12 protein-coding genes are annotated in these 16273 nt (G+C 44.0%); 7 read left to right on the forward strand and 5 right to left on the reverse strand.

Features of this window, described 5'->3' with window-relative positions:
* Window positions 1-39 precede the first annotated feature (39 nt).
* The 5 genes from D5I41_RS20345 to D5I41_RS20365 all read left to right on the forward strand — a co-directional run bounded on the left by D5I41_RS20345 (window position 40) and on the right by D5I41_RS20365 (window position 6354).
* Window positions 40-234, forward strand: coding sequence for a hypothetical protein (locus D5I41_RS20345; protein ID WP_119011363.1), 195 nt, complete (start codon window positions 40-42; stop codon window positions 232-234).
* A 369-nt stretch (window positions 235-603) separates the two neighbouring features.
* Entirely contained in the window at window positions 604-1794 is a 1191-nt protein-coding gene (locus D5I41_RS20350) for a XylR family transcriptional regulator (protein WP_280525086.1), read from the forward strand.
* A 394-nt stretch (window positions 1795-2188) separates the two neighbouring features.
* Window positions 2189-3508: a xylose isomerase gene (gene xylA / locus D5I41_RS20355; RefSeq protein ID WP_119011364.1), complete on the forward strand. Its 1320-nt coding sequence runs from the start codon at window positions 2189-2191 to the stop codon at window positions 3506-3508.
* 104 nt (window positions 3509-3612) lie between these two features.
* Window positions 3613-5235, forward strand: coding sequence for a glycoside hydrolase family 43 protein (locus tag D5I41_RS20360; RefSeq protein ID WP_119011365.1), 1623 nt, complete (start codon window positions 3613-3615; stop codon window positions 5233-5235).
* A 63-nt stretch (window positions 5236-5298) separates the two neighbouring features.
* Window positions 5299-6354 (forward strand): glycoside hydrolase family 43 protein, encoded by a 1056-nt coding sequence (locus tag D5I41_RS20365; RefSeq protein WP_119011366.1) that lies wholly within the window; start codon window positions 5299-5301, stop codon window positions 6352-6354.
* A gap of 291 nt (window positions 6355-6645) precedes the next feature.
* Here the strand turns inward: D5I41_RS20365 and D5I41_RS20370 are convergent, their stop codons facing one another.
* The 5 genes from D5I41_RS20370 to D5I41_RS20390 all read right to left on the reverse strand — a co-directional run bounded on the left by D5I41_RS20370 (window position 6646) and on the right by D5I41_RS20390 (window position 13168).
* A complete protein-coding gene (locus D5I41_RS20370) occupies window positions 6646-8898 on the reverse strand; it encodes an endo-1,4-beta-xylanase (protein ID WP_119011367.1) in 2253 nt (750 codons plus the stop codon).
* Between the two features lie 91 nt (window positions 8899-8989).
* Window positions 8990-9823 (reverse strand): carbohydrate ABC transporter permease, encoded by an 834-nt coding sequence (locus D5I41_RS20375; RefSeq protein ID WP_119011368.1) that lies wholly within the window; start codon window positions 9821-9823, stop codon window positions 8990-8992.
* Window positions 9820-10797 (reverse strand): carbohydrate ABC transporter permease, encoded by a 978-nt coding sequence (locus tag D5I41_RS20380; protein ID WP_119011369.1) that lies wholly within the window; start codon window positions 10795-10797, stop codon window positions 9820-9822. The genes D5I41_RS20375 and D5I41_RS20380 overlap by 4 nt, the downstream gene beginning before the upstream one ends.
* Before the next feature lie 58 nt (window positions 10798-10855).
* Entirely contained in the window at window positions 10856-12109 is a 1254-nt protein-coding gene (locus D5I41_RS20385; protein ID WP_119011370.1) for an ABC transporter substrate-binding protein, read from the reverse strand.
* Window positions 12110-12121: 12 nt separating this feature from the next.
* Window positions 12122-13168 carry an ABC transporter ATP-binding protein gene (locus tag D5I41_RS20390; protein ID WP_119011371.1) on the reverse strand — a complete coding sequence of 349 codons (1047 nt, stop codon included), beginning with the start codon at window positions 13166-13168 and terminating at the stop codon, window positions 12122-12124.
* A gap of 445 nt (window positions 13169-13613) precedes the next feature.
* Here D5I41_RS20390 and D5I41_RS20395 point away from each other — a divergent pair, with 445 nt between their 5' ends.
* Window positions 13614-14696 carry an ABC transporter ATP-binding protein gene (locus D5I41_RS20395; RefSeq protein WP_119011372.1) on the forward strand — a complete coding sequence of 361 codons (1083 nt, stop codon included), beginning with the start codon at window positions 13614-13616 and terminating at the stop codon, window positions 14694-14696.
* Window positions 14697-14885: 189 nt separating this feature from the next.
* A complete protein-coding gene (gene xylA, locus D5I41_RS20400; RefSeq protein ID WP_119011373.1) occupies window positions 14886-16205 on the forward strand; it encodes a xylose isomerase in 1320 nt (439 codons plus the stop codon).
* The last annotated feature ends 68 nt before the right edge of the window (window positions 16206-16273 follow it).

A 16273-nucleotide genomic window follows, 5' to 3' on the forward strand; every position in this document is an offset into this window, starting at 1 on the left:
ACCAATATTTAACCATCATGAGTAACTGGACAAGATGAGATGCAGGCGCAAGAAACACAAAGTTTGATGCAACCGATCCTGGTTCTTCTCTCTGATGCATTCTTTTATCTTATCGTCATTTACGCCGTAGTGATTATTGGCGGTTACGCTCTTGTGGTACTCAAGCGACACCTTGAGGTGATAAAAGAACAGAAGATCATGCATGATAGGCATAATGATTCTCATCACAGATAAGTAATACTTTATAAATCACAGCCTTAAAAAGAAGAATACGGTCAACACTGCCTTTCTTTACATTACTAACTATTCATTACTTTATTCTAAGTATTTATAATTTGCTCATATGTTGAAATATAACCACTTAATAATATGTTAATTCTTGGTTTTCGATATTTAACCTATTCCACCACTTTCAATAACAATCATGAGTAAATTCAGATCATTAATTATTGTTCCTATTCCTGCTTATGTTTTTTGTTTATCCTTTTATTTAATCTACTGAATGAGCTCACGATCACAACATAGTATTCATTCTATGTATGAGTTTGTACTCTACTGGTAGACTCATGCGACTTTGTTTTGACTCTATGGCTTATTGTTATTATGGATAGGAAATATCGAATAAACTTGCTATTCAATGCAAATAAGGTTTATGACCGACAAGTAATTGAAGGCATTGGCGAGTACTTACAAGCAACTCAGTGTGACTGGGATATTTTCCTTGAGGAAGACTTTACGACTCACTTGGAGAATGTTCGAGCTTGGCAAGGCGATGGCATCATTGCAGATTTTGACAATCCGGAGATAGAGCGCTTACTTTCAAACTCAGACATTCCTGTGGTCGGCGTCGGTGGCTCTTACCAGTCTGAAAATGATTACCCCGACGTCCCCTATGTTGCTACAGATAACCAAGCCTTGGTGGAAATGGCGTTCCAACACCTAAAAGGCAAAGGGCTACAAAATTTTGCTTTTTATGGCATCCCTGATGCACCTTGTCGCCGCTGGGCCAGCGAAAGAGAAAAGGCATTCAAAAACATCGTCGCTCGTGAAGGTTATGCTAGTGCAGTGTTTCGTGGTAATGAGACCTCGTCTGGCAGTTGGCAATATGATATGAACCGTCTTGCTGACTGGCTACAAAGGCTTCCAACCCCCACAGGGATTATTGCAGTAACAGATTCAAGAGCTAGACATTTACTGCAAGTATGCAGCCATTTAAACATTATGGTTCCCGACAAAGTTGCCGTGATTGGCATCGACAATGAAGAGGTAACTCGATACCTCACAAGAGTTTCCCTGAGCTCTGTGGCTCAAGGTAGCAAGGAAATGGGCTATCGTGCCGCTAAGATGCTTCACAACATTTTAGATACCCAAGCTAACTCTGAAAATGAGGCCTTAGTTCCCACAGCAAGACCTAAAGTCATGATTCCACCATCAATGGTGTATGAGCGTCAAAGCACTGATTATCAAGCCTTAAACGATCCTTATGTGATTCAAGCAATGCACTTTATTCGACACAATGCTTGCAAAGGAATCAAGGTTGATCAGGTACTTAGCTATGTGGGTATTTCTCGTTCAAACATGGAAGTACGATTTAAAGAAGCCAGAGGACACTCTATCCATCAAGAGATTCATAACTCGAAACTGAAGAGAGCTTGCAACCTACTAACGAGCACCTCACTCTCGATCAATGATATCGCAGAGGTCTGTGGTTACCCGTCGTTACAGTACATGTACACGGTATTTAAAAAGAACTTTGAAATGACACCTAAAGACTTTAGAGAAAAGTCAGCCTAGAGAAGCTAACACTATTTCATATTAAAAAGCCCCGTTATAAAAATGGGGCTTTATTAATTAAAGCTCTGTTTGGGGGTGAGCTTATTATAAATAATCAATCAGTAATCATTTTATTAATAACTTTAAATAGTAATACCTAGGCGACTAATTGAAATTACTGTTATTAGCAACTTAATTATGCAATCTTGTTTATGTGATAAACATCTAAAAACTGATAACACTTGCTCGATAATCCATCACAAAAACTCAAGAAAGGGTTTTCACCTCCTGAATGAGACTTGTCGCACAAATAACAAATACATGAATTTTAGTACTAAAAATCGTAATTGAAGGAATGAGATAAAAAGTAAATTATGACTATCGAAGCCTGTTACTCATTTTGGATATTACGATTATGACCGAATTCTTTAAAAACATTAATAAGATTAAATTTGAAGGCACCGAGTCTTCAAACCCACTTGCTTTCCGCCACTACGATGCCGACAAAATGGTACTGGGCAAAAGCATGAAAGAGCACCTGCGCTTTGCTGCATGCTACTGGCACAACTTCTGCTGGGCTGGCTCTGACGTATTCGGCGCTGGCACTTACGACCGTCCTTGGCTAAAAAGCAACGACCCGATGGAAGTGGCTCGCATGAAGGCTGACCACGCATTCGACTTCTTCTCAAAACTAACCGTGCCTTACTACTGTTTCCACGACACTGATGTGGCTCCTGAAGGCAACTCTATCAAAGAGTACATCAACAACTTCCAAACTATGGTTGACGTTCTTGAGCAGAAGCAAGCGGAGACAGGCACCAAACTGCTTTGGGGCACTGCAAACGCCTTCTCTAATCCTCGCTACATGTCAGGTGCAGGCACTAACCCTGACCCGAAAGTATTTGCGTATGCAGCAACTCAAATCTTCAACGCTATGGGCGCAACCAAACGCCTAGGTGGTGAGAACTACGTACTTTGGGGTGGTCGTGAAGGCTACGAAACACTACTGAACACTGACCTTCGCCAAGAGCGTGAACAATTAGGCCGTCTAATGCAGATGGTGGTTGAGCACAAACACAAGATTGGCTTTAACGGCACTATCTTGATTGAGCCTAAGCCACAAGAGCCGACTAAGCACCAATACGACTACGATACCGCGACCGTGTATGGCTTCTTGAAGCAATACGGCCTTGAAGATGAAATCAAGGTAAACATCGAAGCCAACCACGCCACTCTTGCGGGGCACAGCTTCCACCATGAAGTGGCGACTGCGACTTCTCTAGGTTTGTTTGGTTCTATTGATGCAAACCGTGGTGATGCTCAGCTAGGCTGGGATACTGACCAGTTCCCTAACAGCGTTGAAGAAAACACGCTAGTCATGTACGAAATTCTGAAAGCAGGCGGTTTTACTACGGGTGGCTTTAACTTTGATGCTCGCCTTCGTCGCCCATCTATCGATGCACAAGACCTATTCCACGGTCATATCGGCGGCATGGATGTGATGGCTAAATCTCTAGAAAATGCAGCCGCTATGCTAGAGAACGACGTATTAGGCAAGCTGACTTCTGAGCGCTATGCTGGCTGGAACGATGACCTAGGTAAGAAAATCTTAAGTGGAGAAATGAACCTTGAGCAAGTGGCTAAGTTTGCTCAAGAGAAAAACATTGCACCTAAGATGGCATCGGGTCGTCAAGAGCATCTAGAAAACATCGTTAACGGCTTTATCTTTAAATAACCAAGCAATACGTTAACTAATCGAGCCCGAGCGCCATATACATTAAGGTTCTCGGGCTTTTTAATAAACAAATTCGCAGTCAACTACAAGAATAAGAAATGACAATGACCCATGTAATCCAAAATCCAATACTTAAAGGCTTTAACCCTGATCCTTCCATAGTTCGAGTTGGCGATGATTATTACATTGCCACTTCAACATTTGAGTGGTTTCCTGGCATTCAGATCCACCACTCTAAAGACCTCGTCAACTGGCGTCTCGCCGGACATGTTCTTACTCGCACCTCACAACTCGACATGAAAGGCATGGATAACTCTGAAGGTGTCTATGCCCCTACCCTTACTTATGCTGATGATAAGTTTTGGGTTTGCTTTTCCAACGTACACTCATGTCGAGGCGGCAACTGGATGGCAACCCCTTGCTTTGTTGTGACCGCAGAGAACATCGAAGGTCCATGGAGTGAACCCGTTTCCATAGGCAACTATGGCTTTGACCCATCACTGTTTCATGACGACGACGGCAAGAAATACATGGTCAACATGGTGTGGGATGGCAGACAAAAAACGAATTTCTTTGGTGGCATTGTAGTTCAAGAATTTGACGTCGAAACGCAGTCTCTGGTTGGAAAACCACACAATGTGTTCAAAGGCACCAAACTCGGCTGCACCGAAGGGCCACAGATCCTCAAGAAAGACGGCTACTACTACCTTATTACCGCAGAGGGTGGCACTGAACGTAACCATGCCGTCACTGTGTGTCGCTCTAAGAATATATTAGGGCCGTATGAGGTTCATCCTGAAAATCCAATCCTAACTACGCGCTTTCAAGAGAACGCTCCCCTTGAGCGTGCTGGGCACGGCTTCTTTGTTGAGACTCAAAATGGCGAGTGGTATCTAAGCCATCTATGTAGCAGACGAATTCCAAACCCTGAGGGTTATCAATTCATACCCGATTATGACAATGGCTATTCTATTCTCGGGCGTGAATCTGCGATACAAAAAGCGAACTGGCAAGAGGGGTGGCCTTATGTCACTTCAGGTCGTATACCTGCCGTCGAAGTAGAAGCCCCAGATCTTCAGCCGCACCCTTGGTCAAGTAAACCGAGTCGTGACAACTTCGAGTCCACAACGCTTGCTGTTGATTATCAAACGCTAAGAGAACCCAAAGACGAATCTTGGCTATCGCTAACTGAGCGACCAGGGTATTTGAGACTAAAGGGCCGCCACTATCTCTCATCAAGATACGAGCAAAGCATGCTGGCTCGCCGCTTTCAGGCTTTCTACTGCACTGTAGAGACCAAGCTAGAATTTGCACCTGAAACACCTTACGAGATGGCAGGCTTGTGCGCTTACTACTCACGCAATGGCCATTATTTCCTTAAGATGAGCGCCGATGATGAAGGAAACAGGCTGCTGCAAATTGTCGGAAACATAAATGATGTTTATGGGGAGTATTCTGAGGAGGTGCTTATTGGCGATGCCGATGCTGTCTTTATGCGTCTCGAGCTCGATCGCCAATGGTATCGCTTCAGTTATTCATTGGATGGACAGACTTGGCAACAGATAGGCCCTTCTCTAAACAGCACGCCACTGTCCGATGAAGGTGGTCCTGATATCTTCCGTTTCACCGGCAGCTTTGCAGCGTTATTTGCTGCTGATATTCGCGGACAAAAGCGAGCTGCTGACTTTGAGTATTTCGACTACATCGAACATCAAGACAAACAATAAACACATTGCCCAATCTGGTGATGTGCAGTGAAAAGATTAAATGACTATTTGAGTGAGAATATTATGAATGATACGACTGCTACGGCAAACGAACTAAGTGATGCAGAGAAGGTAACGGCTCGCGATCTTGAGCGTGCAAGCTCACTAAAGCCGATCTCTTCGCCATTAGTTACCCACATGTATACAGCGGATCCCTCCGCGCATGTGTTTAATGGCAAGATCTACATCTATCCTTCTCATGATATCGAGACGGAACAGCCTCTAAATGATAATGGTGATCACTTTGATATGCGTGATTACCATGTCATCTCTCTTGACCAACCTTTTGGCAAGGCAACGGACCACGGCAATGCGTTAGACGTTAAAGATGTGAAATGGGCAGAGCGTCAAATGTGGGCGCCAGATGCCGCGGAGAAAGACGGTAAGTATTACCTGTATTTCCCTGCTAAAAATGCCGAGGGTATCTTTCATATTGGTGTGGCAGTCGCAGACCAACCAGAGGGCCCTTTTACCCCTGAAGAAACCCATATCCAAGGTACCTACAGTATTGATCCAGCGGTGTTCCAAGATGAGGACGACCAATACTACCTATACATTGGCGGCTTATGGGGCGGTCAACTGCAGAATTGGCGTGATAATCAATATGGCGAGGAAGTTTTCCCGCAAGATCATGAGCTTGCTCTTTTACCAAAAGTGGCCAAACTCGCAGACAACATGGTTGATCTTGCCGAAACACCTCGTGACATCGAGATCCTTGATGAGAATGGAGATCTGCTTCTAGCAGGAGATACCGACCGTCGTTACTTTGAGGGCCCATGGCTACACAAACATAACGATACCTACTACTTCTCATATTCTACCGGCGATACCCATAAAATAGTGTATGCCACCAGCAAGTCACCGTATGGTCCATTTACTTATCAAGGCGTTATCTTAGAGCCGGTACTGGGTTGGACTACCCACCACTCAATTGCTGAGTTTGAAGGTAAGTGGTACTTGTTCTATCATGACAGCACCTTATCTGGAGGCCAGACACACCTTCGCAATATCAAGATGACAGAGCTGATTCATAACGAAGATGGCAGTATTCAAACCATTACTCCTTATCTCGATATCTAAAAATTAAGACACTCTCCTCCTTTCAAGCGCACACCAGACGGTGTGCGTTTTTTATTGTTTCTTTTAATTATACCAATCGTACAAAATAACTGGTCATCCTATCTTGTTAAAATACTCGATAACTGCGTTAGAATTTTTGATTGTAGAATAACTACTTATCGAAAAATTCTGCCTTGTCCTCAAGAATTTTTCCTACGCTATTTCTGATCACTTACTTAGTGTGATTGGTATTATCTAGGCACAAAAAAAAGAGGTGACCTAAGCCACCTCTATTTCGATTTATTCAATAATCTAACGCAAGGTTATCCTAGTCAGTTCCTCACCTAGGTAAGACATATTACTGCCTGGTACTGGGTAAAGCTGGTATTTACGTCCCTCTCCGTCGTTGTCTGACAGGGCAATATTCCACTGAATGCTTTCGCCATCTTTTAGCTCTGAATCAAGCTCAATCGCAAACATTAACTGTGTGCCTTCCTTGTGCCATTGCGCTTCATAGCCAAGTGCATAGTTAGTCGGCTCGAAACCTTCCCCAACCACAGTTCTAAACTGAGTCATATCCTTGTCGCCCTGCTGAACAAACACCTCGACGTTATCGTTTTCATAGCTTTGTTCAGCGCCCGTAAAGGTCACATCATCTTGTCGTTCTACAACACCGTATAACCATTTCCCGTGTACGCCAACCTGCCACGATCCCGATACATCAGCATCATCAAAACTCATATCTCTCTGATTTAGCTGATTAAAAGCAAATGAATAACGATAGGCGTTTTCCCAAACACTATCTTTAGCGCTGCTTGGTGCCTCGTTTAATTGACTCATAGAAAACGTCGGTGGTGTAGAGATTGGATTCGGTGACACAACAGCATTTTGTCCATTCATGAACAGCTCGCCAAACTCCTCACCCTGCCAGCCCACATTGTTACCCGTTAGCGGATAAAGCTGAGCTTTGCGGTTGCCATCGTCTGTGTCGTTGTCATTATCAGATAGCGCAATATTAAAGCCTAACGTCTCACCCACTAGGTCTTCAAAATCGTCAAATTCAATAGCAAAGTCAAATACCTTACCATCTTCACTCCACGTACCCGTGGCTTTCCCAGGGAAACCTAACGGAGCAAAATCTTGACCTACGATTGAACGCAACTGCCAATATTGTTCACCAAGTCGAATGAACACCTCAACATTGTCATTCTCATGCACAAGGCTATGGTTGGTCACCGTTGTCTCATCTGAGCGAATCACCTGGCCTATGAGTTTATTCTTATAGTAACCCACGCCCCATTTTCCGCTCACCGTCTCTGAACCAGGCAGTCTTTGGTCTTTGCCATTAAGTTGGTTGTAGACAAATGGGTAATAAACCACAGCTTCAGCATTCAATGATTCTGATAACAAAGGCTTGGCATTGAATGGAGTGACATGACGCTTGGCATTGCTTAGGTCGGTAATGGGCTCATAGCCAAAATTTCCGGTTACCGCATCCACCAATACATCTTGCACCGCTATATAAGCCGGTTTTGCGCGGTAGTCTTTATCCAGCATCAAGGCTCTGCCGTAACCCTCAAACCAAGACGGCACCCAAGAGTACTTGTCACTCAGTCCCCAGGTCGTATACATGTCCACCTCAGGATAATAGGCCGCAAGCTTCATTAAGGTTTCATAATGCTTTGCTTGATCATTAAGCCCTGCCTGACCTTCACTATCTCGCATACGCACATCTATCTCAGTGAAGTGCGTATCCAGTCCAATCTCGGAGAATCGCTCAATATTGCGCGCAATAGATGCCTCACCAATAGGGTACTCACTCATTAGGTGTAGCTGTGTGCCTACGCCATGGATTGGCACACCTTTATCTAGCAGGGCTTTTAAGTGACGATACACTGCATTGGATTTAGGTCCCATAGCTTCGGTGGAGTAATCGTTGTAGAACAGAACAGCATCAGGATCAGCCTCATGCGCCCATCGAAAGGCCATCTCAATATACTCTTCACCTAAGACTTGATACCAAAGTGTTTCTCTAAAGGTACCATTGTCATTAAAGGCTTCGTTGACCACATCCCAGTAAGCTACACGCCCTTTATAATGGCCGACCACCGTCTTGATGTGCTGTTCAAGCACCTCGCTCAGTTCTTCTTTAGTCCACTCAGTTTCTTCTAACCATTTAGGATTTTGGATATGCCAAACAAGGGCATGTCCTTTTACGACCATGTCATGCTCTTCAGCAAACTCAACGAGTTGGTCTGCTTTACTAAAATCGAACTGACCACGCTGAGGCTGAACATAGCTAAACTTCATCTCATTCTCTGGCGTGATTTGTGAAAAATCGCGGATCAGTACCTGACGAAATAGAGGGTCCTCTAAGTGTCGAGTCTCTACAGCAGCACCTATCGCAAGGTTGATTTGATCAGCCAGAGATTTTAGAGGCATACCCGGAAGTTCACCCGGTTTAGCCATAGCGGGTGTGGTGTCTTGGGTGGGTTGATTGGATTGTTCGGCGGAGCAAGCTGAGAGTAATGCGAGACAGAGTGAAGGGAAAAGTAACTTTCTCATCTTTATTTCCTTTTTCTAGATGAAATTACACAACTGGATGCCTTAGTAGCATCCAGTGTGTTGTTGTCATCAATAGTTAGTAAGTGAAGGTTTATCCTTTAACAGCACCAGAGGTAAGTCCGTCGATGAGTCGACGTGATGCCAGTATAAATAGAATAAGTAGCGGCAATACTGCGATGGCAGCACCGATAGAAACGGCGCCCCAAGGCACTTGTCCCGTTCCCTGTAGGGCACGAAGAGCCAGCGGTACTGTAAACATCTTCATGTCGTTCATTACCACCAAAGGTCCCATGAAGTTGTTCCAGGTTCCGATAAAGGTAATCAAACCTAAAGTACCAAATGCCGGTGTAATAAGAGGCACGATAACGCGATAGTAGATCTTAAACTCACCACAACCATCCATGCGCGCCGCTTCAACCAACTCTTTAGGAATAGAGCTTGAAATGAACTGGCGCATCATGAAGATCCCCATTGCTCCACAAGCCGCAGGGATGATCAGTGCCTTAGGATCGTTCATCCAACCGATAGTAGACATGATCATTGCCGTTGGAATCATTCCTAAAAATGGAGGTAACAGCATGGTCGCCATAATGCCTACAAAGAGCGCGTTCTTGAACTTGAAGTCAAACATAGCGAAGGCGTAACCAGCTAGTGAGCAGAACAATAAATTCAAGAAGGTCACCACAATGGCAACATATAAACTCAAACCAAGGTTGTGCCAAAAGTAAGGTAGAAACTCCAGTAAGGTATTAAAGTTTTCTACTAAGTAATCACCTAACCCAATCGGTGGCGGTACCGACAAGATGCCCGCATTCGAGTGAGAGGAGAATATGAACATGAAGTAGAACGGAGCAATCATGATTACTGCTCCAACGGCTACAAAACCGTAGGCAATGAGCTTATCTTTTTCTATTACTTTTCTCATTGGTTGTTCCCACCTAAAAGCTTGTTATTTATTAGCGTCAATCCGGCAATAATCATGAAGAGAATCCAAGAGATTGCTGACGCTGTACCAAAGTCACTTTCAACGAATGCTGTGATGTACATGTGCATCGCGGCTGTTTTACCCGCTTGCTCTAAGCCACCTGTACCGCCAGTGATGATGAAGGGTTCTTCAAACAACTGCAGGTTACCGATGATGGTGAGTGTTACTGCAAAGAAGGCCATCGGTTTTAGCATTGGTAAGGTGATATGCAGGAACTGTTGATAACGGTTCGCACCATCGATGATGGCAGCTTCGTAGATATCTTTTGGAATAGTCTGCAGTGCTGACAAGTACAACACGGTGTTCCAGCCAACAAATCGCCAGAAGACCACAAATGAGATCATATCTTTGGTGTAGGCAGGTTTAGCCCAATCAATGTTCTCTGTAGGGAATAGCCAAGACAGTACCTTGATATCACCAATAGTGAAGTTACCCAGTGAGGTAAGCACCTGGTTGATCATGCCAAAATCACGCGAGAATAAGGTAGTGAATACCAAAGAGATCGCGACCGTAGACGTAATGTAAGGAACAAAATAAATACCAATCACGGTATTTCGCATTCTCATAAAGCTAGTATGAATGAAGAATGCTAACGGCAGAGCAACGGCGTGTTGCGGAATACCCGACTTAAGGGCAATAACAAAGGTGTTATATATTGAGGTTTGGAACCATTCATCTTGCAGGGCGAATGTATAGTTCTCAATACCTACCCACTCCATTGCAGCGAGACCCGCTGCAGGCTCCCAATAATGGAATGACAAATACAAAGAAAATAAAAGTGGAAATAATCCGAAGATGCCAAATATTACGAAGAATGGCAGCACAAAAATATAAGGGGCAACTTTGTTGCCTTTGCGCAGCCAAAAACGACTCTTCTGTGGCGAAGTAGGACTGGTAGCTAATAAAGAACTCATAATCTTATCCCAACTAAAAAACAGCGGGTTAGGGTCATAGCCCTAACCCGGGCGTTACTTAACGACGACGTGCACGACGTTGGATTTGCTTCTCAGCATTCGCTAGTACCTGATCGATATCAGCGTCTTTTTCTAGAACTTGTTCAAGTGCATCATTGATAACTTGGCGAGCGACTTCGTCATAGCGGTCAGCAACACGTGCTGGTACTTTCTCTGATGCGGCACGCCAAACTAAACGAGCTTTTTGTCCACCTAGGTAAGGCACTTCTTCGTTGAAGAACTCAGCTGAGTGAACTGATTGCAGTGCAGGGAATGCGTTGATCTCTACGAAACCTAGCATTTGAACTTCAGGGTTCGTTGCCATGAACTCAATGAACTTCCATGCTGCTTCTTTGTTTTTCGCTTTCTTAGGGATGCCGTAGAACGATCCACCCCAACTTGCATATGCTTCAGCAGGAAGCTGAGCCGTACGCCACTTACCTACTTCTTCAGGAGCAATCCAGTCTTGTAAGTGACCACCTAACCAAGCACCCATCATTTGCGATGCAATCGTTCCGCGACGCAGACCTTCAGTCCACTCATTTGACCAAGCACCTACTTCAGCATCAATGCCAGCATCACGCGCTTTTTTCGCTAAACGGAAGGCTTCTTTAAAGCGAGGAGAGTTAACCAAGATGTTGTGTTCGCTATCGAAGTAAACACCCTCGCCATCTTTTAGATTGGCACGAATATAAATGTCTTTGATATCAACAGCATTTGCTAGCAAGTAACTGCCCGTTGTCTCCTTAACCTTGATACCAGCCTCAATGAAAGAGTCCCAGTCCTTAATAAGTTCTTCTTCGGTCACACCCGCTTTATCAAGTATGTCTTTACGATAGAAAGTCGCACCAGGGCCGATGTCAGCAGGGATCCCAGACAATACGCCTTTTGAATTAGTACCTTGAGCTACAGCATAAGGAACAAGCTGATCGGTAAATTGAGTTGCGTTGTATGGTGCTGCACCTAAGTCTTCTAAGCCGCCCCCTTCAATGAATCGACCAACATAACCATACTCAATACCCATCACATCAGGCACATTGGCACCTGTAGCAAGCGCAGTTGTCATCGCATTATGGTGATCGCCGTAAGCTAGAGTGACGACCTTGACCTTAATGTCTGGGTATTGCTTCTCAAACAAGGGAACTGCAGCTTCTGCTACCTGATTAAAGTTGGGAAAAGAGGCAACGCTAAGCTCCACTGTCTCTGCCTGAGCATAGCCAGCAACGGCGGATGCTATCGCAAGAGACATTACCTTGAGATTTAACTTTTTCATTATTCTTCCTTTTTATAGTAGGGTAATGCTTTGATTTTCATCGAAATAGTGAACATTTCGAGAGTCAAAATACACGTTAATATGATCGTCTAGATCTTCTTCTTGGTATGGGGTTTCGATGGTGATTCGCTTCGAACCAAGCAAACCATTCACATGAATAACGGAGCCTAATACTTCATGTCCTATAACATCGACCTTGGCAGAACAGCGGTGAGTCGCATCGACGTCGTTCTCCGTTAAGGTGAAGTCCTGTGGACGAATACCAATGGACTCAACGGTGTTGGTATCGATGGAATGTGGCAGGCAACTTACGAAATCGTGCTCGGTAGAAGGCATGATGTTGATTTCAGGACTACCGATAAATTTCGCTACAAACTTAGTGCGAGGTTTTTCGAATATCTCTTTTGGCGTGCCAACCTGTTCGATAACACCGTTATTCAGAATCACAATTCGGTCCGCTAGCGTCATCGCTTCAACTTGGTCGTGGGTAACGTAGATAACTGTGGTTTGCACACGCTTATGTAGAGCTTTTATTTCTTTGCGCATTGCTCCGCGCAACTTCGCATCCAAGTTCGATAGGGGTTCATCAAATAGGAATACTTCGGGTGTACGAACCATTGCACGCCCCATCGCGACACGCTGTCTTTGACCACCCGATAGATCTTTGGGTTTTCTATCAAGTAGAGGCGTCAACTCCAATACCTCTGCCACTTCAGCAACCATCTCTTTGCGTTTAGCCTTATCAACCTTCATGTTCTCTAGCGCAAAGCCGATATTTTCTTCTACTGTCATATGTGGGTAGAGAGCATAGCTTTGAAATACCATTGCGATATTTCGCTCAATTGGGTGTAGGTCGTTTACAAGTAGGTCATCAATGTAGATCTCGCCGTCACTGATGTCTTCTAGGCCCGCTAGCATTCTTAAGGTGGTGGATTTTCCGCAGCCAGAAGGCCCTAATAGAACCACAAACTCACCGTGCTTTATGTCTAGGTCAACGCCTTTTACTACTTCCGTATCGCCGTAGGATTTTTTTAAATTGTTAAATTTTACAGATGCCATTTACATCACCTAAGAGTAATAAACCTTCAAAATTTTCTGTCATTCATACTGTGAAATAATAAGCTCATCAGCAATTGTGAAATTTCATATCAAATTTATTCTTTTTATTTGTCAGCTAGGTTTATCTCAATAATTAGCTATTGCTCACACTTACAATTGCTTTACAACATATCGCATTGACAGGTTGAATTTATTTATCAAGATTCCCGAACCAATTAATAGAGAGGAGGTAAATAGAGCTAAGCTAAAGCCTAATTCCTTTTGATTTTATATGTGAACCGGATCACTTAATTTGTTATTTTTTAACTAAATAACGTAGAGATGTGATCATTCGCAAATTAGTCAAATAACTTAAAGTCAGTAATAAATTTCATAATTGAGGAAATAGATAAAACTGATTCATGATAAGACAAATGATTCATCCTTTTGGACTTAGGTAGAGACGATGGCAACTGTAGAGTTTAGAGGCGTAGACAAGATTTACTCCGGAGATACGCACGTAGTAAAGGACTTCAATCTTAAGATTGAGGATGGCGAATTTGTAGTATTGCTAGGTCCCTCTGGCTGCGGTAAATCCACCACCCTTAGAATGTTGGCTGGCCTAGAAGACATCAGCAATGGTGAAGTTGTCATTGATGATCTGGTCGTCAATGACTTGAATCCAAAGGATAGAAATATCGCAATGGTATTTCAAAGCTATGCCCTATACCCACATATGACGGTGGCAGAAAACATAGGTTTCTCCCTTAAGATGGCAGGGGTAGATAAGAAAGAAGTTGAGCAACAAGTGCGCCGTGTTTCTGACATGTTGCAACTGACACCACTACTGAATAGAAAGCCAAGAGCCTTGTCTGGAGGACAACGCCAGCGTGTCGCTATGGGTCGTGCTATGGTTCGCACACCCGAAGTATTCTTGTTTGATGAACCACTATCAAACCTAGATGCTAAGCTGCGTAATACCATGCGCACTGAACTAAAAGAGCTACATAGAAAACACAACAAAACCACCGTTTATGTTACCCACGATCAAATAGAAGCAATGACCCTTGCAGACAAGGTAGTTATATTGCGTGACGGTTTAATAGAACAAGTAGGAACGCCAAAAGAGATATTCCATAAACCGGTGAACCAGTTTGTCGCAACCTTTATCGGTAGTCCAACTATGAATATGTTACCTGTGAATATTCATAAAAAGGGTGAACTGTGGGAGCTTAGAGTTGAAGATACAAACTACCTTCTTTCTGAGGCCTATCACAACTCAGGTATCCAAGAAGGCCCGGCAACCTTAGGTATCCGACCATCAGATATCAGCAGTGAAGAAAGTGACAACTCGATCCCTATCGAATTATTTGTGGAAACTACGGAGTTACTGGGCGCGACGGTACAAATTAATGGTGTTTACCAAGATGTAAATGTTGTTATTGAAGTTGATTCAGATAAAAGTGTATCGGACAATAAAATGCAACGCTTCTATATAGATCGAAATAGAATGCATATTTTTGATAGTGCAGGTAAGGCTTTAATTTAGCTCTTATATAGAATCATTAAAAACAACCGCAGTGATCATTAAATCACTGCGGTTGTTTTGCTGTAATAAATAAACTCAAAGCAATAATAAATTACCTAAGCAACAAATAAAATTTCATAATTGTAATTAAAACGCTGAACATTGATCATTGAATTCGAAGATTAATCCTACTAACTGGGTACAAAAATTATGACCGAATTCTTTAAAAACATCGATACTATTAAGTTTGAAGGTTCTAACTCTTCAAACCCGCTTGCTTTCCGCCACTACGACGCCGACAAAATGGTACTGGGCAAAAGCATGAAAGAGCACCTGCGCTTTGCTGCATGCTACTGGCACAACTTCTGCTGGGCTGGCTCTGACGTATTCGGCGCTGGCACTTACGACCGTCCTTGGCTAAAAAGCAACGACCCGATGGAAGTGGCTCGCATGAAGGCTGACCACGCATTCGATTTCTTCTCAAAACTAACCGTGCCTTACTACTGTTTCCACGACACTGATGTGGCTCCTGAAGGCAACTCCATCAAAGAGTACATCAACAACTTCCAAACTATGGTTGACGTACTAGAGCAGAAGCAAGCCGAAACGGGCACTAAACTACTTTGGGGTACAGCCAACGCCTTCTCTAATCCTCGCTACATGTCAGGTGCAGGTACTAACCCTGACCCGAAAGTATTTGCGTATGCAGCAACTCAAATCTTCAACGCTATGGGCGCAACTAAGCGTCTAGGTGGTGAGAACTACGTACTTTGGGGTGGTCGTGAAGGCTACGAAACACTACTGAACACTGACCTTCGCCAAGAGCGTGAGCAATTAGGCCGTCTAATGCAGATGGTAGTTGAGCACAAACATAAGATTGGCTTCAACGGCACTATCTTGATTGAGCCTAAGCCACAAGAGCCAACTAAGCACCAATACGACTACGATACAGCGACCGTGTATGGTTTCTTGAAGCAGTACGGCCTAGAAGACGAAATCAAGGTCAACATCGAAGCCAACCACGCCACTCTTGCGGGACACAGCTTCCACCACGAAGTAGCAACAGCGACCTCACTAGGCCTGTTCGGCTCTATCGATGCTAACCGTGGCGATGCGCAATTAGGTTGGGATACGGACCAGTTCCCGAACAGCGTTGAAGAAAACACACTAGTCATGTACGAAATCCTTAAAGCCGGTGGTTTTACTACTGGTGGCTTTAACTTTGATGCTCGCCTTCGTCGCCCATCTATCGATGCACAAGACCTATTCCACGGTCATATCGGCGGGATGGATGTGATGGCTAAATCTCTAGAAAATGCAGCCGCTATGCTAGAGAACGACGTATTAGGTAAGCTGACTTCTGAGCGCTATGCTGGCTGGAACGATGACCTAGGTAAGAAAATCTTAAGCGGTGAAATGAACCTTGAGCAAGTGGCTAAGTTTGCTCAAGAGAAAATCATTGCACCTAAGATGGCATCGGGTCGTCAAGAGCATCTAGAAAACATCGTTAACGGCTTTATCTACAAATAACGTCAAAGATGCCAGTGCCTGCTCACTGGCATCTCTCTTCATTCTCACTTTCTCCTAACACCATAGGA

Source organism: Vibrio superstes, assembly GCF_003569005.1.
Classification (GTDB): domain Bacteria; phylum Pseudomonadota; class Gammaproteobacteria; order Enterobacterales; family Vibrionaceae; genus Vibrio; species Vibrio superstes.